The following is a 24,297-nucleotide window of genomic DNA, read 5'->3' as shown; positions in this document are numbered from 1 at the left end:
CACTATGAAGAATACACACTCGCTCGTCCCCGTTTTCGCGGCCGCCGCTCTCGGCCTCCTCGCCACCCACTCCGAAGGTGCGGTCACCTTCACGATTTTCGAAACTGGTTCGTCCCTGGTTGTGGACGCCACCGGATCGATCAATCTGGGGTCGGCGACTCCGGTCACCACTGTGACCTTCCAGACCATCCAATCCTCGGCGCCCGACGCGATTGTCAGTGCCGGGGATGAAACCGTCCAAGCCGATTTGTATGCCATTACGGTCGGCGGACCCGCCGCTTACGGCGTCGGGGGAGCCACATCCGATCCGACGATTTCGACCGGCACCCCGGTCATGCTCAATCTGGTGGTGGACCGTCTGGTGGTTCCAGCAGGCTACGTGTCCAATGCCTCGCTCAGTGCGACCACGACCTACTCAAACCTAACGCTGCAGAACCTTGGTGCGACCCCGGGTAGCTATGTGTGGACGATTTCCGCCGACGGGGGCACCACCACCGATACGGTGACCTTGAACGTCATCCCGGAACCGTCGTCCGCGCTGTTGGCGGGTCTGGGCGGCCTGGCACTGCTGCGGCGGAGACGCCGGGCCTGAACCCGGAAACCCTTCGAGAAATTCCACCATGTTCCGTTCTTTCTTCCATCCCGCCCTGCTCGTCCTCGGTGCCGTGCTCGTATCGACCGCCGCCGCCGACCAAACCACCACCAAACGCGTCGAGTTCAAGAAAGGCACGGACCACGCGGTTCTCAGCGGCAAGATCACCGGCCGGGAGACCGTACTCTACAAGCTCAACGCGAAGAACGAGCAGTTCCTGCAGGTCACCGTCCTTCCGGGCGGGGAGAGGGCCGACTTCAACATCTACATCCCGGGTCGTGGACCCGGCGATGAGGCCTTGTACACCTCCGCCAACGGAGGGATGAAATACCTCGGCCAGCTCTACAAGACCGGCGATCACACGATCTCGATCTTCCAGAACCGGGCCGCCGCCCGGCGGGGTGAAGTGGCCGATTACAAGCTGATGGTGCGCGTCACCGACGAGCAACCCGCCGAGGAAGAGGTCCCCGCGACCGGACCGGTCCCGCAGAAAGTAATCGACGACTGCCTCACCGCCCTCCGCAAGCAACTCGGCAACGAAACCGGCATGAAGGTCATCAAGTCGGAACGCGGCGAGAACAGCTTCATCATCGACGTGAAGGCCGAGAGTGCCGAGAAGCCATGGCGCTGCTACCACGACGGCACCAAGGTGACCGGCACCGAGTACCAAGGCGAAGGATAATCGCGCGCCGTCCTCGCATTTCGATTTGCCGGATTAGATCTACCATTGACCGTCGGTCAACCTACGGCCGACATCCGACAGGGAGTCCGAGTAGCCCGTTCCGAAGTACCACACCCGCTCCAGCGGCGTCGCCGTCAGTCCGCGCTGCTTCGCCCCGGCCCCGGTCCTCAGCGCCAGGATCAGGTCGCTGTTGACCCATGGATGCTGGAACCAGTAACGGTGCCCGGTGATATCAAATCCTCGTTTCAACTTGCCGTAGGAACTGTCGACCACCTCCAGTCTGGCCATCGTTTCCAAAATCTTCTTTTCTTCCTCGCTGAGAGCTCTCGGTTCCAGCCCGAGACGCGGACCTCCGCCCATCAAACGCGGGGCCCAGCGCAAGGCGCTGTCATCGTCCGACATGTAGACCAGCACCCGGTCGCTCAGGCCATGGATCGCCGGTAGCCGCTCGACGAAATCGCGGCGGGGCACATCGCTGGCGGCAAACACCACATTGCCGAGCCGGCAGCGCCGGCGAGCTTGACTCACATCGTTCCCGGCCAACTCCACCATTGCCCGCGACAAGACCCGTGCGCCAGCACTCCACGACACCACGTGGATCCTCCGTGCCGAGGTCCGCGCCGCGAGAATTTCCAGCGTCTCGGCCAGACGGGCGGCTGAACGACGCGCGTGGTCGACGTCGGCCCCGTCGATATAAGAGAAAATTTCCTGATGCGTCGGCCAATCAAAAGCCACCGGCGTGAAATCGCGCCCGGCGAAATGGCTCAACTCCGCAGCAAACGCGCAGGAGTGCTGAAAGCCCACCTTTGCCCCATGGACGTATAAAATCAGCTCACGGGTTTCGGTTTGATTGATCGCGCCATCCACTCTTGCTGCCCACTGAGCCAGCACGCTCTGCTGCCGATCGTCGCTTATTTCCTCATGGTCCACCAGCCGGACTGGCATTGGCTTGGGGCGCGGATGGGTGGTTGAAACCTCCACCAAGGTCTCCCAGTCGTCACCCGGTTCGCCAATTTCCATATGCGCCACCCCGAACCTCAGGGCGTCGCCAACTCCATTGCTGTAGTGATCCCCGTCTCGTTTGCGATTCGTCAAATAAAACACCTCCGTCGAGGTATGCCTGTCCCTCGCGGGCAAGTGATCAAAGGGCTTCACCTGTCCATCCAGATAAAGCACCGGCGTTGGCATCAGCCACTGCGGCTTCGGACCGCCGCAGGAAACGAGACAAACCATCACCAAAGATCCCATCAACGACCGCACGAATGTGCCCTCCATTCGAAGCATGGAAGCTTCTACTACCGGTCACCTACCCGCTCAAGCTTCCCTTCCCGGCAATCCCTTCAAGAACCAGCAGCCTCAAGCTCGGATGGTGACTTCAACTTCCTGATTGCCGAAGAGTTTCCGGGAATAAAACGATCGGGGTTGAATCCAACAGCCTGCGAGGGCTTCTTCCGAGGTCTTGACCGTCCCATTTGCCATTTTCAATTCCTGTTATCTGATTTCTCCATGACTTCCCCTAGAGCCCTTCGACCGCCTTTTGCTAAGATTCCGCGTCGAATCAGCCGGAAACTGAGCACCCAAACCCTCCGGATCTCTCTGGGACTTGGCGTCACATTCCTTTCCGCCTGCAAGGATGGCAGCGAAACCGCAGCCGCAGCACCCAAGCCACCGGCGCAGGTGGTGGTTTACAAAGTGGAGACCCGACCCTTCGCCGACACCACCACGGCCGTCGGCACGCTGCGCTCCAACGAGTCCGTGGAAATCTCCGCCGCCGTGACCGAACAGGTCGAAGCCCTGCACTTCGAAGATGGTCAAACAGTCAAGAAGGGCGACCTGCTGGCGACGCTCACCAGCCATGAGGAAATCGCCCAGATGGCCAATGCCAAGGCGATCCTCGCCGAGGAAGAACGCGAACTGAAACGCCTCAGTGGCCTGAGCGAAACCGGCTCCGTTGCCAAGGTCACGGTCGCCGAGCGAACCACCCGCGGAGTCCTCGCCAAGGCGGGCATTGACCGCATTCAGGCGATGCTCGACGACCGCAATGTCCGCGCCCCTTTCGATGGCGTGGTCGGCCTCCGACGCATCAGTGTGGGTGCCACCGTCTCGCCCGGCACGGTGATCACCACCCTCGACCAACTTGATCGCATGAAGCTCGATTTCACCGTTCCCGAGGTTTTCATTTCGCAGCTTGGAAAGGGATCCGCCATTTCCGTTAGAGCCGCCGCCTATCCCGACCGGACTTTTGAAGCCACGGTGGAAAACGTCGATTCCCGCGTCGACCCCGTGACCCGCTCGATCACCGTGCGCAGCATCATCGACAACAAATCCCACGAATTGTTACCCGGAATGCTGATGAGCGTGAACCTCCAGCGCAACCAGCGCGAAGCGATCACCGTTCCCGAGCGGGCGCTCGTGCCACTGGGAAAAAGCCAGGCGGTTTTTCGTCTCAAGGAGGACTCAAGCGTTGAGCGGATCGGGGTGCAAATCGGAGCCCGCGTGCCGGGATTCGTCGAAATCACCGAAGGCCTCAAGGTCGGCGATCAGGTGATCAGTGATGGAGTGGGCGGACTGAGCAACGGTGCCGCCGTCAAGGTCAGCGAAAGCTTCTCCGGACCAGCCGAGATGTTCAATCCGAGTGCTGACGCGGAAGCCCGCTGATCCCTCCATTTTCTCCCACTCTGATTCGCCGTGCTCCTTTCTGATATCTCCGTCCGCCGTCCGGTGCTTGCCGCCGTGATGAGTCTGCTGATTGTCGCTTTCGGCATCGTCGCCTACCAGCGCCTCCAGGTCCGGGAATACCCGGACATTGACCCGCCGATTGTCTCCATCGAAACGGTCTACCCAGGCGCCTCGGCCGCCGTCGTGGAACGGCGCATCACTCAGCTGGTCGAGGATCAGATCAGCACCGTCGAGGCGATCCACAACGTCTCCTCCACCAGCGTCGACGAGGTCTCAACCGTCGCCGTGGAATTCAAGATCGACCGCGACATCGACGCCGCGGCCAACGACCTGCGGGAGGCGATTTCCGGTCTGCTCGACGATCTTCCCGACGAATCCGACCCACCGGAAATCACCAAGCAGGACGCCTCCACCGAAGTGATGCTGTGGCTGAACCTGACTGGCGAAGGCATGACGCCCCTGCAGCTGGCCGACTACGCCGACCGCCACATCCAGGACCGGCTCTCGGTGCTTCCCGGCGTGGCCCGCATCCGGATCAGCGGTGCCTCACGTTATGCCATGCGAATCTGGCTCGATCGCGAGGCGCTCGCAGCCCGATCGCTGACGGTTTCCGATGTCGAGCAGGCACTCCGCGAACAGAACGTCGAGTTCCCCGCCGGAGCCGTGCAGTCGCTGGACCGCCAGTTCACCGTCCGCCTCGAACGCGAATTCCGCAGCGCCGACGACTTCCGCTCGCTGGTGATTTTCCGGGGGGATGACGGCTATCAGGTGCGCCTCGGCGAAGTCGCCCGAGTCGAGGTCGGCGGCGAACAACCGCGCCTGTCCTTCCGCGGCAACGGCGTGCCGATGGTTGGCGTGGGCATCATCAAACAATCCCGAGCCAACACCTTGGAGGTCGCCCGCGCGGCAAAGGACGAAGCCGAAGAAATCCGCAAATTGCTGCCGAGCCACATGCAGCTCCGCCAAAGTTACGACACTTCGGTGTTCATCGAGGCCAGTTTGAATGAGGTCAAAAACACGCTGCTCATCGCCGTCGGCCTGGTGATCGCGGTGATCTACCTTTTCCTCGGCAGCATCCGCGCCACGCTGGTGCCGGCCGTCACCGTGCCCGTCTCGCTCATCGGCACTGCCATCCTGCTCTACGCCTTCGGCTTCTCGATCAACGTCCTCACCCTGCTCGCTCTCGTGCTGGCGATCGGCCTGGTTGTCGATGACGCCATCGTCGTTCTGGAAAACGTCTACCGTCGTCTGGAGAATGGTGAATCCCCACTGGTTGCCGCCTATCTCGGCACGCGCCAGGTCGGCTTCGCGGTCGTCGCGACGACCCTTGTGCTCGTCGCGGTCTTTCTTCCGATTACCTTTCTATCAGGTGACACCGGCAAGCTCTTCACGGAGTTCGCCGTGACCATGGCGGTGGCGGTGATCTTCTCGAGTTTCGTCGCGCTGACCTTGTCCCCAATGCTCGCCTCGAAGGTGCTGAGCGCCAAGAATGCGACACGCAGCAACCCGCTGACCCGGCTGATGGACTTCCTTTTCCAGAAGCTAGAGGCGGCTTACCGCTGGCTCTTGAAACGCGTCGTGCGTGCGGCATGGCTGGCCGCTCTGCTGGTGATCGGCGTGCTCGGCGCGAGCTGGTGGTTGTTCAAGGAAATCCCTTCGGAATTCACCCCCAATGAAGACCGCGGGGCCTTCTTCGTTGTCTCGAAAGCCCCGGAAGGCGCGAGCTTCGGATACAGCGTCGGCATGGCCGCGGAAATCGAGGAACGCCTGATGTATCTCGTCGACCAAGGCGAAGCCGAGCGTCTGTTAGTGCGAGTGCCGCGGGGATTCGGCAGCGCGCTCGACTACAATCAGGTGGTTTCCATCGTGGTCCTCAAAGACTGGGCTGAGCGCCGCCCTGCCGATGACATCATGACCGAAGTGCGCCAGAAGCTCGCCTCACTGGAAGGCATGCAGCACTTCGTGATCATGCGCCAGGGCCTGACCCGCGGGCTCGCCAAGAAGGTGCAGTTCGTGATAGGAGGACCGGACTATGAGACTCTGGCGGAATGGCGCGACACCCTTCTCGAGGAAGCCGCCAAGAACCCCGGGCTTGTTGGCTTGGACTACGATTACAAGGAGTCGAAACCCCAGCTGGGCGTCGATATCGATCGCACCCGTGCATCCGATCTCGGCGTCTCGATTGCTGAAATCGGGCGCACTTTGGAAACCTTGCTCGGCTCGCGGCGAGTCACGACCTACACCGAGGACGGCGAGGAATACGACGTCATCGTCGAAGGCGATTGGAAGAACAAGCGCTCGCCCACCGATCTCGACGAAGTCTTCGTCCGCTCCGAGCGAAGCCGTGAGTTGATCCCGCTTTCGAACCTCGTGACCCTCACTGAGTTTGCCGATTCCGGCAGCCTCAACCGCTACAACCGGATCCGAGCCATCACCATCGAGGCCAATCTCGCCGAGGGCTACACACTCAGCGAAGCGCTGGATTTCCTCGACCAGGTCGCCGCAGAAAAGCTGCCCGGCGATGCGGTGATCGACTACAAGGGAGAATCACTCGACCTGCGCGAATCCAGCGATTCGGTGCTGTTCGTCTTCGGCCTCGCCCTGCTGGTGGTCTTCCTCGTGCTGGCGGCCCAGTTCGAAAGCTTTGTCCACCCCTTCACCATCATGCTCGCCGTGCCCGTCGCCGCCGGTGGCGCGCTCTTCGGGCTCTGGATTACCGACACCGCTCAGAGCATCTACAGCCAGATCGGCATGATCATGCTGGTCGGCCTGGCGGCCAAAAATGGCATCCTCATCGTTGAGTTCATCAACCAGCAACGTGCCGAAGGACTCGGCTTCGAAGAAGCCGTCGTCGAGGCCAGCACGCTGCGCCTCCGTCCGGTGCTGATGACCGGTCTCACCACCGTGATGGGCTCTCTGCCACTCATTCTAACAAGTGGCGCCGGCAGTGAGACCCGGATTGTCGTCGGCACCGTGATCCTCTTCGGCGTCGCCATCTCCACGCTCTTCACGCTCCTCGTCATCCCGATCGCCTACCGTCTGCTGTCGCGGAAAAGCGCTGAGCCCGGCGCCACCTCGCGTCGCGTCGATGAAGAACTCACCGCCCACCGCGCGGCCACTGAAGCCACCTCCTGAGTGCGCCGGCTTTCTGAACCTCGGGGCCTCAGCCTGGATGGCTGAGGCCGATCTCCTTGCCTTGATCCCTTGACAGCAAATCGGTGATATCTAAGTTTGCCGCACTGTCACCAGAAGTCACTTTCCCATCACCTTTTCGATCCCTGAAATGAATGCGATGAAGTCCCTTTCCTCAAGCCGCCTGCCACTTTGTCTTTTCGCTGCCGCTATTTTCCAGTCCGAAGCGGGTGCCACCACCGTGCTCGACCTGCTTTCCACGTGGAATGTCGCCGCCAACAACTACGACATGGGGGGTGAAACTGAAGGCCCTGTCTTCGTCGGAAACACCTTTACAGTGAATACAACTCAGCAGGTTGGATTCAACAACGCAGTCGACGCGAACGACTACGCGCTGTGGCTCAACAATGGCATCGCCGGAACAGGACAGGTTAATGTCCAATCCGGCAGCGTCGTTTCCCGGCAACCCGTCGATAGCGGCCGCTTCCAATTCAACGGAGGGGCAGGCACCTCCCTGCAAGAAGGGGACGCCGCCTGGCAAAACGCCCTCTCCGAAGTTGGGCTGAATTCGGGTGCCGAAGCACTCGGCATCTACGTCGACGCCTCGAACTACTGGGCAAGTTTGGAGGCGAATAGCACCGCCGTAGTCGACGCGAACAGTGCGAATTTCACCGCAACACCCGAGCTAGTCCAAGGTCACCAGGTGGCGATCTTCCACGTAACTGCCGAGAATTTTGTCACCTCAATCGGTCAATTCTCAGGCAGCGGTTTTGGAAGTGCGGAGGGGATCCTCATCAATGTCGCCGGAACCGGAGATTACACGATTAGCGGCAATTTCATCGGTGACTTTCAAAACAACGAATCGAAGGTTATCTTCAACTTTTACGAGGCGAACTCCGTTTCCTTTAACAGCCCGGTCGATGGTTCGATTTTCGCACCCAATAGCACGATCAATCAGACCGGCGGGAATGTGGAAGGTAACATCGTCGCCAGCAATTTTGTCCAACGGAATGGTGAAGTTCACGACTTCCGCTTTGATGGCTTCGCACCCATCCCCGAGCCATCGGCCGCCCTGCTCGGCAGCTTTGCTGGACTCCTCCTATTGCGACGGAAGCGCTAGCTTTGATCGAAGCTTGGCTTCTTCCTCGTCTCCCTCCAATCCGCATCCCCCTCCCGATGCGGAAATGAGTATGGGTATCGAGTCACATTCTCCGACCATCTGCCACCCGCTTTCTCGGATCCCTGGACTCGAGGTTGCGGGTGTTCCAAGTTCTCGTCTTCGATTGCTTGAAGAAAGGATCGCTGGGAGGTCAGCTATACCGGCGTGGCGGAGAGTTTTCGTGCCAGCGGAGTCACGGTGACCCCCTTGCATTTTTCATGAAAGATGAGATCGGGGAGGCACGGTCGTTATGCCGGATTTCATAGCAACCGAGCTTGCTCGGTTTCGGACTTCACTCTTGTCACGCTGGCATGGTTTCAGGAGCCGGCAGAGATCTTCGGGATGGAGATCGGCAAGATGGGCGTGCCCCTTCAATCACGATCGCTCCGCATGAGCCTACTCCCGTAGAGGGAGACCTCAACGAAGGGCTTGTGCTTCGGTTCGGCGCGCATTTTCAGGACCGAGAAGATCCGTTTGTTGACCCGTCTTCCAGCTGCCGAGATTACGTAGTTTCGGGGGTAGTCCTACCGGATTTTGAGCATCTAGCATTCTCGATAAAAGATGCCTCACAGACTTCAGACGGTGCGCGGCGTAGGCCATCATGCTGTTTGGCACCTGCCCAAGAAAATCCGCTCCCTGATTAAAACCGAATCACGCCATTCTTGAATCAGCCTCCATCAACCAAAAACTCATCTTCCACCAACTATGAATGCCCAAACGTTCCCTTTTTTCACCCGGCCAGGTAAATTTTTCCAATTGGCCACACTGCTGACGTTCACGCAGCTTGTCCCACTTCAGGAGGCCGCCGCACTCGCGCCGCAGGACTCCACCCACCTCGCATCAACTATCGAGAAATTGCCGGACGAAATAGCGTGGCATAACGTCAAAGTCGCGAATCAGCGGGTATACTACACAACCACTTACTATGGAGGAGCGGATGGCACGGGGAAGATTCGAGCGCGCAACTTCGTTGGCGATCTGGTCTTTGACCTAGCGGACCCGAAGGCTCGGCCAGACATGGGTTATGGTGTGTCCTCAGACGGACGGTTGTATCACTTCATTAGTACACCCCAGCAATATACACTTCGGGTCGCGATTGTCGCTCCGGACGGAACCCGCTTGGGAGATTTCGGCCCCACTGGCCAAACGGCGGGCACCTTCGATACCGGCAATGGCACTCCGCCTGAGATCACCGTGTCACCAGCCACGGGGAGGATCTATGTTAGCGACGAGAATGCAGGATCAGGATTCGATCCCGCGAAAAAGGGCTCAATCCGGGTGTTCGACAGGGACGGAAATTTCCTCCATGAATTCCAAACCACCGGAATTCTTGCATCCACTTTGGAGGGTTCCATTTCACATCTCTTGGTACGCGGTGACGCGCAGGGTAAGGACGAACTCTTCGTCGTCGACACCTACAGTGGCGGTAATGCCAACTTCAAGGTGTTTGGCGGAGACGGGCAGTTCCGCAGGCTGGTGACCGGGGGCATTTTTGGACCCGCTGGCGGTTCGGGTCCCTTGAATAAGGCGTTCCTTTGGGGCGATCGATTGGTGATACCTGTGAATGCCGGGTATAATAATAACAAGATACACATCGCTCCGGCGACGGTCACCGACGGCAGCGAGGTCTTGACGTCGATTTCGATCTCAACCTCGGTATATGTGGTGGGAATGCACGACTCGGGAGGGTGGATTGGGGTTGGAGGAGCCGGCGCAAGCGGAAACGGGAACGACTATGTCAGAGTATATTCCTATCCAAACTTCTCGAACTTCGACGCCGTCACGCGGAATGCAGTTCCCAATCCCTGGGTGCTCAGGGTGACTCAACGGCCCGGCAGCGGGATCGTCGACCTCGACTATCAGGTAGACGATCTGAATGACTCGAAGGTGACTACGGCGCTGATCGGCTTTGCGGATGGCGTGGCGAGCCTGAACAACGTGCTCCCCCTCAAAACCGTCATCGAGGGGACTGCCGGACGCATCGGGGCGAACCAGCCAAGCGGTGTGGTCCAACGGGTGACGTGGAACGCGGGTGCGGACTGGAATGTCGACTTCGGCACGCTGCGGGTGATGGCCTTGGCGCGCGACAGCCGCAGCCACTGGTTCGATGTCCATCTGGTCGAGATCCCTGCGGACGGACAGCGGCCTGCGGTAACCATCAGCCGCAATCCGTTACGCGAATCCGATTTCCTCGCCCAGTTCTTGTGGCTTGTCGCGACGAAGGATGCCTCGGTGGAACTAATCGATGGAGTGCTCTTCGGCACGAGCGGTGCGTATGACGGGGTTATCCTGGCGAATGGTAGCACCGCAACTGCGGTTGGCCGGGAGTTTCTGCTGAAGCGGGATGGCTTGCGGGTCGCGACTGCCGCGGAGATCACGCGTGCCCGGGAGGGCGCGACGCCGGGCTTCGAGGTGAAGTTGACTCCGCCGGTGCAGATGCAGCGCACCCATCCAGAAGGCTCGTTTCCTGATAAGATCAATGAGTTCGGCGTGGAGTCCGGCAGTATTGGGACGGCATGGTATGTCGTTAGGGAGAGCGCCAACTGAGCGCCGCTGATCTCAATTAACGGCAAAAGCCCAACTTGCGTCTCAACATGAAGAATCCACGAACCCATGGGGGCGGTGTTTCCCTGTGGCTACAGGCCCGTTCGCTCTTGCTGCTGGCGTGCATGGCCAGCCCTATGTCCGCAGAGGAGTTCGAGTTCCGAGAGAGCTCGAATCCCGCCGGCTTGATCCCGTCGTGGACAAGTAAGGTGGAGGGCGGGTCAAGCCAGCGGGTGCGGAGTTTTTCCCCGGTCTCGGGTAATTACCGATTTGGTTTCTGGACGATCAATGGCTCGCGCCAGGCCTTTCCAAGCGGCCAAGCCTATCTCTATCCGGAGGTCACGGTGAATGGTGCGGTCGATGCCGTCGCCCATTTCTTCCCGGTGAGCGAGGACGGCGACGGCGACCGTCTTGCCGACTGGTGGGAGTTCTGGATGTTTGGCGACCGCAGTCGCGGTCCACAGGATGACGAGGATGGGGACGGACGCAGCCACGAGGAAGAGTTCCGCAATGGCTTCAGCGCTCGCTTTCGCGATGATGTGAGGGCTGGTGGATTGTCCTCGCGTTTGTCGGCACCCTTGAGGTTGATCGTGCGCAATCGCTTGCGCTACACCCTGCGATCCGAACCGCGTGGGTTGACCTCAGCAGAGGGAGAGCTGACTCCCGGCGGAAGCTATACCACGCCCCATTTGTTAGGTGACCAAAACGGTTACACCTTTGTGGGATTCGAGGTCGACGGCCAGCCGGTGCGGAGTCCGTCCGGCTATTATCTCAATCGCATCACGGTCACTCCTACGGCGGATACCACGATCGTGGCACGTTATGTCCCGGCGGGTTCTGACAGCGATGGTGATGGAATCCAGGATGCGGTGGAATACCAGAACTTTGGGAATCTAACGTACGACCAGAGCTCGGATCCGGATGGTGATGGCTACTCGCTCGCCGCGGAACTGAAGCAGGGATTGAGCCTGATTGCCGTCGACCGCGTGATCAGTGGTGGGATTTCCGCGCGGCTTTCGGGTCCATTGGAATATGACCGCGTGCGATCGCGCTATGCGGTGAGCAGCCTTCCGCTCGGATTGGTTCCGACAACGACGGAAAAGGTTGTAAGCGGGAGCGAGCGGACATCACCCCATCTGAGCACAGGCTTGGTTTCGGGATATGCCTTCGGCTATTGGAGCGTCAATGGTCTGCGGGTGGCGGGTCCGGAGGGCATCGCGAAACGGCAGGTGAAAATGACGGTGAACGGCCCCACAGACCTGGTCGCGCACTTCTTCCTGCCAGATCAGGACGTCGACGGCGACAGCCTTCCGGACTGGTGGGAGTGGAATTTCTTCGGGTCCCTGGATCACGACGAAGACGGAGACCCGGACGGCGACGGCTGGACGATTGCAGTAGAGCGAAGACTCGGACTCGCGGTGGCGAACTGGGACCTGGTATCCGACGGCGGCATCTCTGCCCGGCTTTCGGCGCCGCTCAACTATGAAACCGGGAGCCGCAAGCGCCTTGCGGTACGCAGCTCGCCCTATGGCATCCTGGCCGCGCGGCAGCAATATCTCGCGCCGCAGTCGGAGGTGATCTCCGAACATTTCTACTTCACCCAACTCTATAGCGGATACTATTTCACCCACTGGACGCGGAATGGCGAGCGCGTGAGGGATGAGGCAGGCTCAAGCCGCAACCGCACGGTATTCTCCCTCGAGGAAGACACCGAATTGGTCGCTCACTTCGTCATGCCGGACGACGATGCTGATGACGACGGAATTGCGGACTATCTGGAATACCGCTTGGTCAATGATCTCGAAGACCTGGGCCCCAAATCGGATCTCGACGGGGACAGCTTGACCTACGCAGCCGAACGGCGACTGGGACTCTCACCGCTCTTGCTCGACTCGATCCACGACGGCGGAGTCTCGTCGCGCCTATCCGCTCCGGTGGCGATGCAATTCAGCATGCCGCCCCTGACGCTGGTTCCGGAGTGGTTGCAAACGGTGAACGGTGCGCCGGCGGGTGCGAGAGTGGGCGTGCTATCGCTATCACCTGCCATGCCCGGGCGGAGCTATCAGTTCGAACTCGAGTTAGGGCATGGTGGCGACGACAACAACCGTTTCGTCATCGTAGGAAACGAGTTGCGGTTGGCTGCCATACTGCAGGTGAGTGCAGCGGTTCTGCGAATCCGGATCCGGGCCACCGACGATCAGGGCGTTTCCCGTTCTTGGGCTACCACCGTGGCGGTGCTTGATTCATTGATCGCACCCATCGAGTTTCTCACGGTGGCGGAAGGGTCACGCGTGGAAGTGCGACCGCAAATCGCCGTCCCGGGAATGGCTAACAATGCGATGGTGATCACGCTCGTCTCCGCCCCTAAGGGATCTCAGTTCAACGCGGCGACAGGTATCTGGAGTTGGACACCCACTGAGGCCGACGGCCCGGGTGTGTTTGCGGTGACGCTTCGAGCCAACAACGGCTTGATGACGAGCGAGCGGAGCTTCCATGTCACCGTGACCGAGACGAACCTGCCCCCAACGGTCGAGCCCGTAGCATCGCAAAAGGCGGCGGTGGGCGAGCCGTGGTCACTGCAACTGGTAGCCTCCGATCCGGATCTCCCCGCCAACACGCTCTCCTTCTCCCTGGTCAATCCCCCGGCAGGAGCGACGATCGATCCGGCCACCGGTCGGGTGAGCTGGACGCCGGGGGTCGAGCACGCCGGGACCACGGTGCAGTTTCAGGCAAGTGTTCAGGATGGTTTCGCGAGTGCGACGATTCCCCTGGAGATCGAGGTGCCCGAGTCTGCGGTTGCCCATTACCAGGGATGGGTGCAAAGCGCGTTCAACGCGGCTCAGGCTTCGGATCCATCGATCAGCGGACCCGAGGCCGATCCTAACAACAACGGCATCCCCAACATCATTGAGTTCGTCGTCGGCGGAGATCCCTTGAGCGTGGAGAACCAGAATCTCTTGCCGACCATTGAGCTGATCAATGATCCCGGAGGTTCAATGCCGGCCGGTGAATACTTGTGCTTCAGCTATCGCCGGGTCCCTGCCGCCGCCTCGCTGGATACGGGAATGGAATTCAACTCCGACATTGGCGGGACATGGACTCAGGCAGCTGACACTCCAGGTGTGGTCGAAGTTGTCACTCCCAATTTCTTCTCAAGCCCCAAGTTGGCGGATCGAGTGGATGTCTTTGTCCCAACCGCCAAGCACGCTTCGAATGGTCGCTTCTTCAGCCGACTGCGTGTCGAAACTCCGTGATCATCGGCAAAGCCTGCTAAATTACCCCGCATCGAAAGCGGCGTCTTCGAGTTCCAGCCGGTGTTTTCCTTTCCCATCGATGAACCCCTGCGTTCTTAAACCCTTCACCAGCCGAGGTCTTTGCTCATCGGGCTATAATTTTCGTCATCACTACCAAATCTCAGCCACAGTTCGGCAAATATTTGGTGGCGACGCCACAGAAAGACCTCCCAAAGCACCATGAAACATGAACTATTGAGGCAACGGTTCGGAGGGAGTGCTCTTTCGAGCCGTTAGCTCACTATTAGAACAATATCATGAGAAACAAACTAATCGCCGAATTCTTCGGCACCTTCTGGCTCGTTTTCGGTGGTTGCGGCAGTGCCGTGCTCGCCTCAGCCTTTTTCTCGATCGAATCGCAGACACCCATCAACCTCGGAATTGGCTTGGTCGGTGTCGCTTTCGCTTTCGGTCTCACCGTCTTGACCATGGCCTATGCCATCGGACATATCTCAGGGTGTCACCTGAACCCGGCCGTCTCCATCGGCCTCGCAGTGGGCGGCAGGCACCCGTGGGGCGAAGTCGGCCCCTACATCGTCGCGCAGGTTCTCGGTGGTGCAGCCGGTGCCGGCGTGCTGGGAATCATCGCCAGTGGCCAGGAAGGCTTCGCCTTCTCAGACGGATTTGCCGCCAACGGATATGCCGACCACTCGCCAGGCGGCTACACCCTGCTCGCCTGTTTGGTTGCCGAAGTCGTGCTTACCTTCTTCTTCCTCCTCATCATCCTCGGAGCAACCGACAAACGCGCCCCCGCAGGCTTTGCGCCGATCGCCATCGGCCTCGGTCTCACCCTGATCCACCTGATCGGCATCCCGGTCACCAACCTCTCGGTCAACCCTGCCCGCAGCACCGGACCCGCTCTCTTCGTCGGCGGCTGGGCCCTTCAGCAGCTCTGGCTCTTCTGGGTGGCACCGATCGTTGGCGCGGCTCTTGCAGGTGTCGTGTATCCCCTCTTCGCTGGAAAAGAGGCCAAGTAATCACATCCCAATTTCTTGAGTTTACCAAGGGAGGCAGGGCCACGAATCGTGGCTCTCGCCTCCCTTCTTCCTGGCTGGGAGAAGGAGCCTACAACTCCCTCCGGCAAACGGACTTACATCCTCCTTCGCCGAGGCTAAGGTGGACAGGAAGCCCGTCGCCCTACTTCCGATCAGAGATCCCGGTAAGGCATTGAGAAGGTATCACCATCCTCGATCTTTCCGCTCTTCAAGCCCTTCATGAACCAGCGCATCCGCTGCTCGGAGGTTCCATGGGTAAAGGAGTGTGGGACCACGTGACCCTGCTGCTTTTGCTGGATCGCATCGTCACCGATGGCATTTGCCGCGCGCATCGCCTCCTCGATGTCTCCCTCCTCGAGGTATTCCCTCGAATGATTCGCCCACACGCCGGCGAGGTAGTCCGCCTGAAGCTCAAGTCGCACCGAGTATTCATTGTAGTCGGGCTGCCCACGCTTTGCCGCCACCTTTTCGGAGATCCCCAACAGCTTCTGCACATGATGTCCGACTTCGTGCGCGATCACATAGGCCTGCGCGAAATCTCCGGGCGCATTGAAGGTCCGCGCCAACTCATCATAGAAACTCAGATCGATATAGATCTTCTGATCCGCCGGGCAGTAGAACGGTCCCATCGCCGCGCTTCCCACACCGCATCCCCCCGTATTCACCCGGTCACGGTAAACGGCCATCGATGGCAAGACATAGTTTCTTCCAATTCGGTCAAACTCCTCCGTCCACACATTCTCGGTATCTTTCAGGACCACCTTCACGAATTCGAAGCGCTCCTGCTCTTCGGGACTCTGCTGCACCGGACCTGATGTCGTCGTCGATCCGCCACCTAACAGCATGCTCGGATCCACGATCCCCATTTTCCAGGCGATGACTCCGATCACGACCGCAACGATGACACCCTTGAAGCCAAAGACCCTGAGGATCATCGTCAACAAACCAAGCCCTCCGCCTCCGCCTCCGGAGCTCCTCTGACCCCTGACATCCTCCACATTGCTACTCTGGCTCCGTCCTTTCCACTTCATAAGCTGTGTATAGTGAATTGAAATACCCCTCGGATTCTCATCGCGGGAGCCTGACCCTAAGCGAATTCCCCCTGCCTCAACAATCTCCAATCCTCATCTCCGGGTGACTTTTCGGTTCGTTCCAACTCCCTTCCTTCTGTTAGGTCACGATGCGGACCGACCCACCCACATTCTTTTGATTATCAGCCTCTTCGCCAACAAAGCCGGGGGCAAGAGCTCAATCGTCTGGCACCTGGACACTGGTGACGATCCGTGAGTCAAACCAGAAACTTCATGAAGACCCCCATCAAATACGTGCCGCGCAAGCTGCAGAGCGAGACCTAAACGGGTCCGACCACCATCTCGAAGTACCAGCGCTTCAAGGGGGTTCGTGAGCGAGTTCACAAGGACGCTGTCAGCATCCCGGTCCCGACCGGAAACTGATCTTGTGATCCGATACTGAACCACGCAGCTTGTCCATGCCGGACGAGCTGCGAAATCAGAACCGAATCACCGGTTTCACCCGTCCACCACAAACCAACCATTACCATGATTCCAAGCACACTTCGAAACATTGCCATTTCGAGCGCCCTTGTCCTCACGGCATTCGCCGCCGATCCGCTACCTTCGTGGAACGAGACTGACAGCAAGAAGGCCATCACCGACTTCGTTGAAAAGGTCACCAAGGAAGGATCTTCCGATTTCGTCCCCGTTCCCGAGCGCATCGCCACCTTCGACAACGATGGCACTCTCTGGACTGAGCAGCCGATGTATTTCCAACTCTTTTTTGCCATCGACCGCGTCAAGGAGATGGCTCCAGATCATCCGGAGTGGAAGACCAAGGAACCCTTCGCCTCCCTTCTCAAGGGCGACATGAAAGGCGTCGCTGCCTCCGGCGAAAAAGGCATTCTCGAGATCGTCGCCGCCTCCCATGCCGGTATGAGCACCGATGAGTTCGAGAAACTCGTCACCGCCTGGCTGGCCACCGCCAAGCACCCGAAGACCGGAAAGCCCTTCACCGAGATGATCTTCCAACCGATGCTCGAATTGCTCGAGTATCTTCGCGAGAACGACTTCAAGACCTTCATCGTTTCCGGCGGCGGCATCGAATTCATGCGCCCCTGGACGGAGAAGGTCTACGGCATCCCGCCTGAACAAGTCGTCGGCTCCAGCATCAAGACCAAGTTCGAGATGAAGGACGGCAAACCCCTTCTCATGCGCCTGCCGGAGGTCGACTTCATCGACGACAAGGTCGGCAAGCCCGTGGGTATCAACAGCCACATCGGCCGCCGCCCGATCTTTGCTGCCGGCAACTCCGACGGCGACCGCCAGATGCTCGAGTACACCCAAGGTGGCGACGGCGCGCGCTTCATGCTGCTCGTCCATCACGACGACGCCGAGCGTGAGTATTCCTACGGAGCGGACTCCAAGATCGGCACCTTCAGCGACGACCTCGCCGCCGAAGCCAAGAAGAGCATGTGGACCGTCGTCAGCATGAAGGACGACTGGAAAATCGTTCATCCGGAATAGGCCATCCTTCAGCTTGTTCGACACCCAGGCTCCAACTTCGAACCAGCTCAGTCGATCCCCTGCGTCGCCGCGAAGTTCGCGGCGGCACCTTCGTCCTTCTTTTTCCACTCATTGTAGACTTGCTTGATCAGGCGATCCCGCGGACGTCCCTCAGGCAAGGTCAAGGCCCACTGCGCTGCCGCCTGAGGTTCATAGGGTGCCACCGTCTTTGCATAGGACTCAATGGCGGCCGTTTTAACCGCCCCTTCCTGCGCATCATTGAGCCAGTTGCCTGCGGCTTGAAAATCGTTGTGGGTCCACTGAACCATCATCTCCGCCGCCTTGCTTGAGGCTTCTTTTTCGGAAAGGTTTTCGTCCACCCAGCCGAGCCAATTCCCGGTATCTTCAAGGGTATGTTGATAGGATAGCTCCGCGCTGAACGACTCAAGTTCCTCCTCATTCAGCTCTGCCTTCTCCAGCCATTCCTGAGAAGTATCAAAGCCGCTTTTCTGAAGCTGCTCGCCCAGCGATTCCAGCACGCTCTCCTGCAATCCGCGCGATTCCCCGTCGAGAGCCCGCAGGCTTTCCAACAATTGGAGACGCTTCTCCGAGGTGTCCGCTGCGATTGCAATCCCGTCGGCAGCTTGTGACTTATCCTTAATCTCAAGTTCCTTCATCAGCGTGATCGCCATGGCAGGATCCTGGCGGGCCGTTCCTGCGATGAGCGCTGACTTGATATCATCCGAGATGAGATCAGGCTTACTCTTTCCATGCTCACGAAGCCAATCGATTGCCGCAAAAGGATCCCGTTCTGCCAGACGGCTGAGCGAAGCCTCGATCACCTTCTCGTCCATCCCTTCAACTCCCTGCCCGCCCGACGCGCCGGCGTAAAGCGCCAGCACCACTTCGGGGCTTTGATCGGCAAGCATCATGATGGAGAAGCCGATGATTCCCTTCCGCATGTCATCGCCGATCTCGGTGCTTTTTTCGAGCGCCGCAATTACCCCCTGCAACTGCCCTTCATCTAGATCGAGGAAACGGCTGATCATCTCCATCGTTTCCCTTTGCATATCCTCACCATCCCCACCTCCGTCTTGCTGCCGATCCTCCAGCTTTTTGAGAAAGGCAATGAGCTCCGTCGCAAACAACCTCATCTCAGCCTCGCGATCCTTTTTCTCACGATCCAGCGGCCTCCTCAGAGCAAGTCCTTGCCCAGGCCCTTCAGTGGAAAGTCCCAGCTCGATCGCTTCATCGACGAGCAGGCGATGTTCGATGGTGACCCTCTTCAGCTCCTCGTGATTTCGCCAGCCGAACAAGGCAGCCACCGCGATGATCAGAAGCGACACAATGATGGAATACTTCATGACGGAGGCTATTTCTGGTTGATCGATTCACCCCGCCCATCCGAAGGCGGCGAAGGATCCGAGCCGCCCCTGAGGGTGCCTAACAGCTTCTCCCGTTCGGCCTGATCACGAACCTGAGCTGCCAGGGATCTCACCAGTTCACGGGGCTGTTGTCTTTTCTGGCTTTCCCTAACAAATGAGACAAGCAGGTCATCGCTGGCGCCTTCTGAATGCAATTCTTCAACAATTCTCGCCCGGTCATCGAAGCTCGACGTCTCACCCCAGACATTGGCCAGCGACTTCCCGGTGATCGCATCGGCATTCTCGGGTGATTGAGTTGCCGCCCAGGAACGGATATCATCCACCGCCGTCCGATTGATCCTGCCCTCCCGCGAAAGTTTCTGGATACCGCTCTCCGCTGCCCGGGTCACGATGGCTGCCTTTTCTCCTTCGCTAGCATCGATTTTCAAAATAAAGCCATCCACCTTGTCGAATCCCTTTCCCGCCAAATGGGAAACCGTGGAATGGTAGGCCTCGCCCTGATCGCCCTCAGGCACCACCGCTCTCACCAGGTCGGCAAAGCTTCGATAAGAGTCCTCCTTCAATCCCGACAGCATCCCCAAATTGAAGACCTGCTTGCGCTGGTCCTCCGGCAAGGCCTCGATCCGTCGTCTCGCATCATCAGGATCACTGCCAAGCAGATGACGAAGCGCCACCGCCTCAAAGCGGAGTCGAGAATCACTTTTCCCATCCAATTTCCTGCTGTCGAAACTCCCCTTGGAGATTTCGGAGTCGAACCATGCCAACGCTGCCGCAGGGTCCTGCTTCTGCCACTCCTTGTAGGCATTCGAAAGCTCCCATGACATGCGGTTCCCCTGCTCACTTGCTTCGACAAGAAAGCGGTCGAGCGCGGCCTTGGGATCCTTCTTCACCAGCATCTCGACGAACACACGATTGAGAATGTTCCGCACGTCCTTTGAGAGATCAAGCGCATCGATTTTCGCAAGTTCAGCAAGGAGCTCATCGCCACTCAGGCTCATCAATGTGGTCTTAAGTTCCAACATCGTCCGCATCTCCGCCGCATTGCCGCGTTCGCTTTGTGCGATCTTGCTGCCGAGCTCCTTCCAATCAAACTCGCTCCCGTTTGCCTCCTTTTTGTCTTTCAGTCGACCCACCAGGGATTGATCCGCACCGCCCCTCATGCTTAGCCTCGTCATCTCGATCCTCTCCTGCAAGACCTGCATCTCGGACTTGAGTTCGCCGATCGACGAACGTTGCCTGCCCAGTAAAACACCGGCAACCGCCATCGCGGTCAAAGGAGGAATGAGGAACCGGACATTCATGGGTCAAAAGCGCTCCAACTTAACCATTACGATATCTCGCGTCCAATCCATTCCCTGTGAAAGCAGGGCGACCTCGCTTTGAAGCGGCTTGGAAGACCGCAAATCCTCATGGGAACTCCGGCTTCAGCCCAATGCCTTTGAGGATTCGATGTTCGGATCGTGCATCTCGATCCCGGCAGGGATCATCGCTTGTAGCCCCGGGTCGAGGAGCCTTGGCGACGACCACCCGGGGACCCGCGTAGAGGAATCAATTCAACCCCGGAAGCGGGTCGCAGCGGGCGCGGATGTCAGTGGCGGATCAGTGGAGCGACCTGCGCCTTTGCTCTTTGGGGAGGCTGGCGCAACGTGGCGGACGGCAATATCCCGAAGTAATGCCGATACAGTGCGGAAAATCTCCCCAGTTCGTGAAATCCATAGTGCGTCGCGATCGACGCGACGGTCCGGCTTGAGCCATCCGCCTCGATCAATTCCAGACGGCACTGTTCCAGCCTGCGCAGTTTGAAGTAGGTATTGGGCGGCGTGCCGAGGCACTGCTTGAAGGTGTATTCAATGGTCCGCCTGCTGATTTTGAGCGAATGACTGATCTCAGCCACGCTTGCCGAGAAGGCGGACTGCTCTGCCATGAGCAGAACCCTTTCGATCACACCGCCACCCCGTACCGACGGCCGGAGGTTCTCGACAGGCAGAACGATCGCATCAACCAAGGGCGAGACGATGTCCGCAATCCCGAACTCACAGATCCTCGATTGCTTCGAAGCCGCGAGATACGACCTCCATCGAGTCAGCAGATGAGGGATGCCATCTGGCCTGACGACAATGAACCGGCCGCCCTTCAAGACCTCGTCTGAGACAAGTCCCGTGAGGTTGAGGAAGATTTCGCGGAAATCGTCCTCGATCATCGCCAGTGTCGTGACCACCTCCCCAGGTTCGGTGAGCAGGTCGAGTTCATCGCCCGAACGCGCGTAAGGAAGCCGACCGCTGAGCAAGGGCCCGCCCCACCAGCGACCACCGATCTCCGGTCTCTCCGGGATTCCAAAAACGATCATGCCCGGCAGCAGTGAACCGACCGCCTGGAGCCGCTGCGCCCAGGATTCCCGGTAAAGAACAAACCGATCTCCCGCCAGGTAGTCAATTGCCGCCCCCAGAGGCCCAGCGCTGAGTTGCACAAATGAGGCATCCCACGAGCTGCCTAACGCTTCCGAGTATTCGCCAAGCCCGGCACCTCGGATCGACCCACGCAGACAGCGCTGCGCGCCGCGCTGAATCGCCACGTGATTTTGCGCAGACTGCATACAGCAAAGAGCCATCACCTGTCATACTCCCCCCTGCAAGCCGAAAGTCCGACCTCGGGTGGATGGCCAAGCTCCTGATTAAGCGGTCGAGAAGGCCATCAATTAGAGATCCCCATACCAAAGAAAACAAACGCCATGAAACCAAACACCATCGCCCCGACGGCTTTCGCTGCCGTTGCTTTCAGCCTAACATGCGGTTCTGCCTTGGGGCAGGACACGCCGGGCTACAACGAAAAGATCCCGGCCAAGATCATGACACCCGACAAGGTCGAGACCAGCATCGGAACGCTCAGATTTGCCGATGGCATTCCCGATGCCGAAACCACGCAGAAGCTCTACGACAACCTCGACACGCTCCGCGCGGTCGAGACCTTCCTCAACTTCATTCCCGCCACTTCCATCGAAGGGCTACGTCTGGGCCAGATCGCGCGAGGCGCCACCGAGTGCCACCAGGTGCTGATTTTCCAGGACTTGTTGGATTCCAATCCGCTGTTCCTCACCGGCAACACCGATACCGTCTATTGCCTCGGATTCCTTGATCTCAAAAAGGACGGACCGACCGTCGTCGAAGTCCCTCCGGGTTGCGGACCTGGCACCTGTGATGATGCCTTCTTCCGCTTCGTCATCGACATGGGGATTCCCGGTCCCGATCGCGGGCAGGGAGGCAAGTATCTCATCGTGCCTCCCGGCTATCAGGGCGAGGTGCCCAAGGATAAAAAGGACGGAGGCGATTACTACGTCGCGCACTCACGGAGTTATGTGAACTGGGTGCCGCTTCGCGGATTCCTCGTCGACGGCAAGCCCGACGCCGCCGTGAAGATGTTCAAGGATGGAGTCAAAATTTACCCGCTGAGCAAGGCCGACAATCTTCCGGCCATGGAGTTCATCGACAGCTCGAGAGCGGATTTCAACACGGTCCACGCCAACAGCTACGAGTTCTATGAGGAACTCAACACCGTCATCCAGCGGGAACCCATCGGATTCATCGACCCGGAGCTCCGCGGCATCGCCGCCTCCATCGGCATCGTCAAAGGCGAGGCATTTGCCCCCGACGCGCGGATGAAGAAGATTCTCACCGACGCGGTGGCCCTTGGCAACGGCACCGCCCGCGCGATCGCCTTCCGCAACCGCGATCCACGCGCAAAAATCTACGAAGACAGCCAATGGACGACCGGCTTCATCGGCGACGACTATCGCTGGCTCGATGGTAACGGTCTATCAGGCCGCGATCTTGATGCCCGCACCTACTTCTTCTACCTCGCCACGGTGAATACGCCGGCGATGGCCATGAAGATGGTCGGCAAGGGCTCACAATACGCGCTCGCGTTCGTCGACAAGGAAGGCGAGCCATTTGATGGATCGAAGAACTACAAGCTCCACATTCCGGCGAACGCTCCGGCCAAGAATTTCTGGTCGGTCGTCGTTTACGATCCGCAAACCCGCTCCGAGCTCCAAACCAGTCAGCCTTTCCCCAGCAAGAACAACAAGCGCGATCACCTCGTCGAAAACGCCGATGGCTCGGTCGATCTCTACTTTGGTCCCAAGGCCCCCGAGGGCAAGGAAGCCAACTGGATCGCCACCGAGCCCAGCAAAGGTTGGTTCACCGTCCTCCGCCTCTACGGCCCGCTGGAGCCGTGGTTCGACAAGACCTGGCGTCCCGGTGAGGTCGAACTCGTCAAGTAGTTGCCCGCCTAATTCAGCTGAAAAACTCCACGGGCTGCTTTCACATGAAGGGAGCCCGCTTTCGCTTCCGAACTCTCACTCAAATCTTCTCCGACATGAATCCGATTCACGCCAGGCACTCGTCCCCACCGCTCCACCGCAGGAGATTCGAGAACAATCGCGATGCCTAGTGTTGATCTGATCTCGACTCGATGCCCTCTCTCAACTACTCACAACGAATACCACCATGATCACCCGTTCCACCAAACACCTGCAGGCCCTCGCCCTGCTCACCATCCCCCTCGTCTCCACCACATCGCTCCACGCCGAGGATGCCGAGCTGGCCAAAAAACTCGCCAACCCGGTCGCCGCCATGATCAGTGCTCCGGTCCAGGGCAACGTTGACTTCGGTGTCGGCCCTGGCGACGGCACGCGATCCGTCACCAACATCCAACCGGTCGTTCCTTTCGAACTCAGCGAGCACTGGAACCTGATCTCGCGCACCGTCCTTCCGGTCATTGATCAGGATGGCATCGACCTACTTGACTCGACCGACGCCTTTGGCCTGGGTGATACCTTGCAGACCTTTTTCTTCTCGCCCAAGGACCCGAATCCTTTCATCTGGGGTATTGGCCCGGCGATCTATCTGCCCACCGCCACCGACTCCCGCCTCGGACTCGACAAATGGGGTGCCGGTCCCTCTCTTGTCGCCCTCAAGCAATGTGACGGCTGGACCTACGGCGTGCTTGCCAACCACCTCTGGGACTTCGCCGGAAATGGGAGCCAGAGCCTGAACTCGACCTTCATTCAGCCATTCCTCAACTACACCACCAAGAGCGCCACCAGCTTCATCCTCAACTCCGAAAGCACCTACGACTGGCAGACCAGCGAGTGGACCGTGCCGGTCAATTTCATGGTCGCCCAGATGGTGAAATTCGGCGACCAGCCGGTTCAGTTCTTCGGCGGTGCCCGCTACTATCTCGACAAGCCCGCGAACGGCCCGGAGTGGGGTCTGCGTCTCGGCTTCACCTTCCTTTTCCCGAAGGGATAGGATTGCGACGA

General features: G+C 59.1%; 16 protein-coding genes. 11 read left to right on the top strand and 5 right to left on the bottom strand.

What is annotated here, in order from left to right; genetic code table 11:
* Positions 1-4 precede the first annotated feature (4 nt).
* Positions 5-592 carry a PEP-CTERM sorting domain-containing protein gene (locus ACFQY0_RS04760; protein WP_379709727.1) on the top strand — a complete coding sequence of 196 codons (588 nt, stop codon included), beginning with the start codon at positions 5-7 and terminating at the stop codon, positions 590-592.
* Positions 593-620: 28 nt separating this feature from the next.
* A complete protein-coding gene (locus ACFQY0_RS04755; protein WP_379709724.1) occupies positions 621-1,274 on the top strand; it encodes a hypothetical protein in 654 nt (217 codons plus the stop codon).
* 39 nt (positions 1,275-1,313) lie between these two features.
* Here ACFQY0_RS04755 and ACFQY0_RS04750 read toward each other — a convergent pair whose 3' ends face one another.
* Positions 1,314-2,549, bottom strand: a complete 1,236-nt coding sequence (locus ACFQY0_RS04750; RefSeq protein ID WP_379709722.1) for an alpha/beta hydrolase — start codon at positions 2,547-2,549, stop codon at positions 1,314-1,316.
* A gap of 231 nt (positions 2,550-2,780) precedes the next feature.
* Between ACFQY0_RS04750 and ACFQY0_RS04745 the strand changes: the two genes are divergently transcribed.
* From ACFQY0_RS04745 to aqpZ, 6 genes are all read left to right on the top strand, one after another.
* Positions 2,781-3,932, top strand: coding sequence for an efflux RND transporter periplasmic adaptor subunit (locus tag ACFQY0_RS04745; protein WP_379709719.1), 1,152 nt, complete (start codon positions 2,781-2,783; stop codon positions 3,930-3,932).
* A 30-nt stretch (positions 3,933-3,962) separates the two neighbouring features.
* Positions 3,963-7,088, top strand: coding sequence for an efflux RND transporter permease subunit (locus tag ACFQY0_RS04740; protein ID WP_379709717.1), 3,126 nt, complete (start codon positions 3,963-3,965; stop codon positions 7,086-7,088).
* Between the two features lie 157 nt (positions 7,089-7,245).
* Complete coding sequence (locus tag ACFQY0_RS04735; protein WP_379709714.1) at positions 7,246-8,205, top strand: choice-of-anchor A family protein; 960 nt, start codon at positions 7,246-7,248, stop codon at positions 8,203-8,205.
* Positions 8,206-9,000: 795 nt separating this feature from the next.
* The gene (locus ACFQY0_RS04730; RefSeq protein WP_379709712.1) at positions 9,001-10,791 is read left to right on the top strand and encodes an NHL repeat-containing protein; all 1,791 of its coding nucleotides are present in this window, start codon (positions 9,001-9,003) and stop codon (positions 10,789-10,791) included.
* 47 nt (positions 10,792-10,838) lie between these two features.
* Positions 10,839-14,042 (top strand): putative Ig domain-containing protein, encoded by a 3,204-nt coding sequence (locus ACFQY0_RS04725; protein WP_379709710.1) that lies wholly within the window; start codon positions 10,839-10,841, stop codon positions 14,040-14,042.
* Between the two features lie 296 nt (positions 14,043-14,338).
* Complete coding sequence (gene aqpZ / locus ACFQY0_RS04720) at positions 14,339-15,058, top strand: aquaporin Z (RefSeq protein WP_379709708.1); 720 nt, start codon at positions 14,339-14,341, stop codon at positions 15,056-15,058.
* Between the two features lie 170 nt (positions 15,059-15,228).
* Here the strand turns inward: aqpZ and ypfJ are convergent, their stop codons facing one another.
* Positions 15,229-16,107 carry a KPN_02809 family neutral zinc metallopeptidase gene (ypfJ, locus tag ACFQY0_RS04715; RefSeq protein WP_379709706.1) on the bottom strand — a complete coding sequence of 293 codons (879 nt, stop codon included), beginning with the start codon at positions 16,105-16,107 and terminating at the stop codon, positions 15,229-15,231.
* Positions 16,108-16,635: 528 nt separating this feature from the next.
* Here ypfJ and ACFQY0_RS04710 point away from each other — a divergent pair.
* Positions 16,636-17,616 carry an HAD family hydrolase gene (locus ACFQY0_RS04710; protein ID WP_379709704.1) on the top strand — a complete coding sequence of 327 codons (981 nt, stop codon included), beginning with the start codon at positions 16,636-16,638 and terminating at the stop codon, positions 17,614-17,616.
* A 47-nt stretch (positions 17,617-17,663) separates the two neighbouring features.
* Here ACFQY0_RS04710 and ACFQY0_RS04705 read toward each other — a convergent pair whose 3' ends face one another.
* The 3 genes from ACFQY0_RS04705 to ACFQY0_RS04695 form a co-directional block, all read right to left on the bottom strand.
* Positions 17,664-18,959 carry a hypothetical protein gene (locus tag ACFQY0_RS04705; protein ID WP_379709702.1) on the bottom strand — a complete coding sequence of 432 codons (1,296 nt, stop codon included), beginning with the start codon at positions 18,957-18,959 and terminating at the stop codon, positions 17,664-17,666.
* Between the two features lie 8 nt (positions 18,960-18,967).
* The gene (locus tag ACFQY0_RS04700) at positions 18,968-20,281 is read right to left on the bottom strand and encodes a hypothetical protein (protein WP_379709700.1); all 1,314 of its coding nucleotides are present in this window, start codon (positions 20,279-20,281) and stop codon (positions 18,968-18,970) included.
* Positions 20,282-20,568: 287 nt separating this feature from the next.
* Positions 20,569-21,573, bottom strand: coding sequence for an AraC family transcriptional regulator (locus ACFQY0_RS04695; RefSeq protein WP_379709698.1), 1,005 nt, complete (start codon positions 21,571-21,573; stop codon positions 20,569-20,571).
* 135 nt (positions 21,574-21,708) lie between these two features.
* On the opposite strand from ACFQY0_RS04695, the gene ACFQY0_RS04690 reads away from it, so the two are divergent.
* Positions 21,709-23,256, top strand: a complete 1,548-nt coding sequence (locus ACFQY0_RS04690; RefSeq protein WP_379709696.1) for a DUF1254 domain-containing protein — start codon at positions 21,709-21,711, stop codon at positions 23,254-23,256.
* A 226-nt stretch (positions 23,257-23,482) separates the two neighbouring features.
* The gene (locus ACFQY0_RS04685) at positions 23,483-24,286 is read left to right on the top strand and encodes a transporter family protein (protein ID WP_379709694.1); all 804 of its coding nucleotides are present in this window, start codon (positions 23,483-23,485) and stop codon (positions 24,284-24,286) included.
* Positions 24,287-24,297 lie beyond the last annotated feature (11 nt).

This window comes from Haloferula chungangensis (assembly GCF_042664875.1).
In the GTDB taxonomy this organism is placed as follows: domain Bacteria; phylum Verrucomicrobiota; class Verrucomicrobiia; order Verrucomicrobiales; family Akkermansiaceae; genus Haloferula; species Haloferula chungangensis.
Note: the sequence above shows the minus strand (reverse complement) of the source record. Positions and strands in the feature narration are given on the sequence as shown.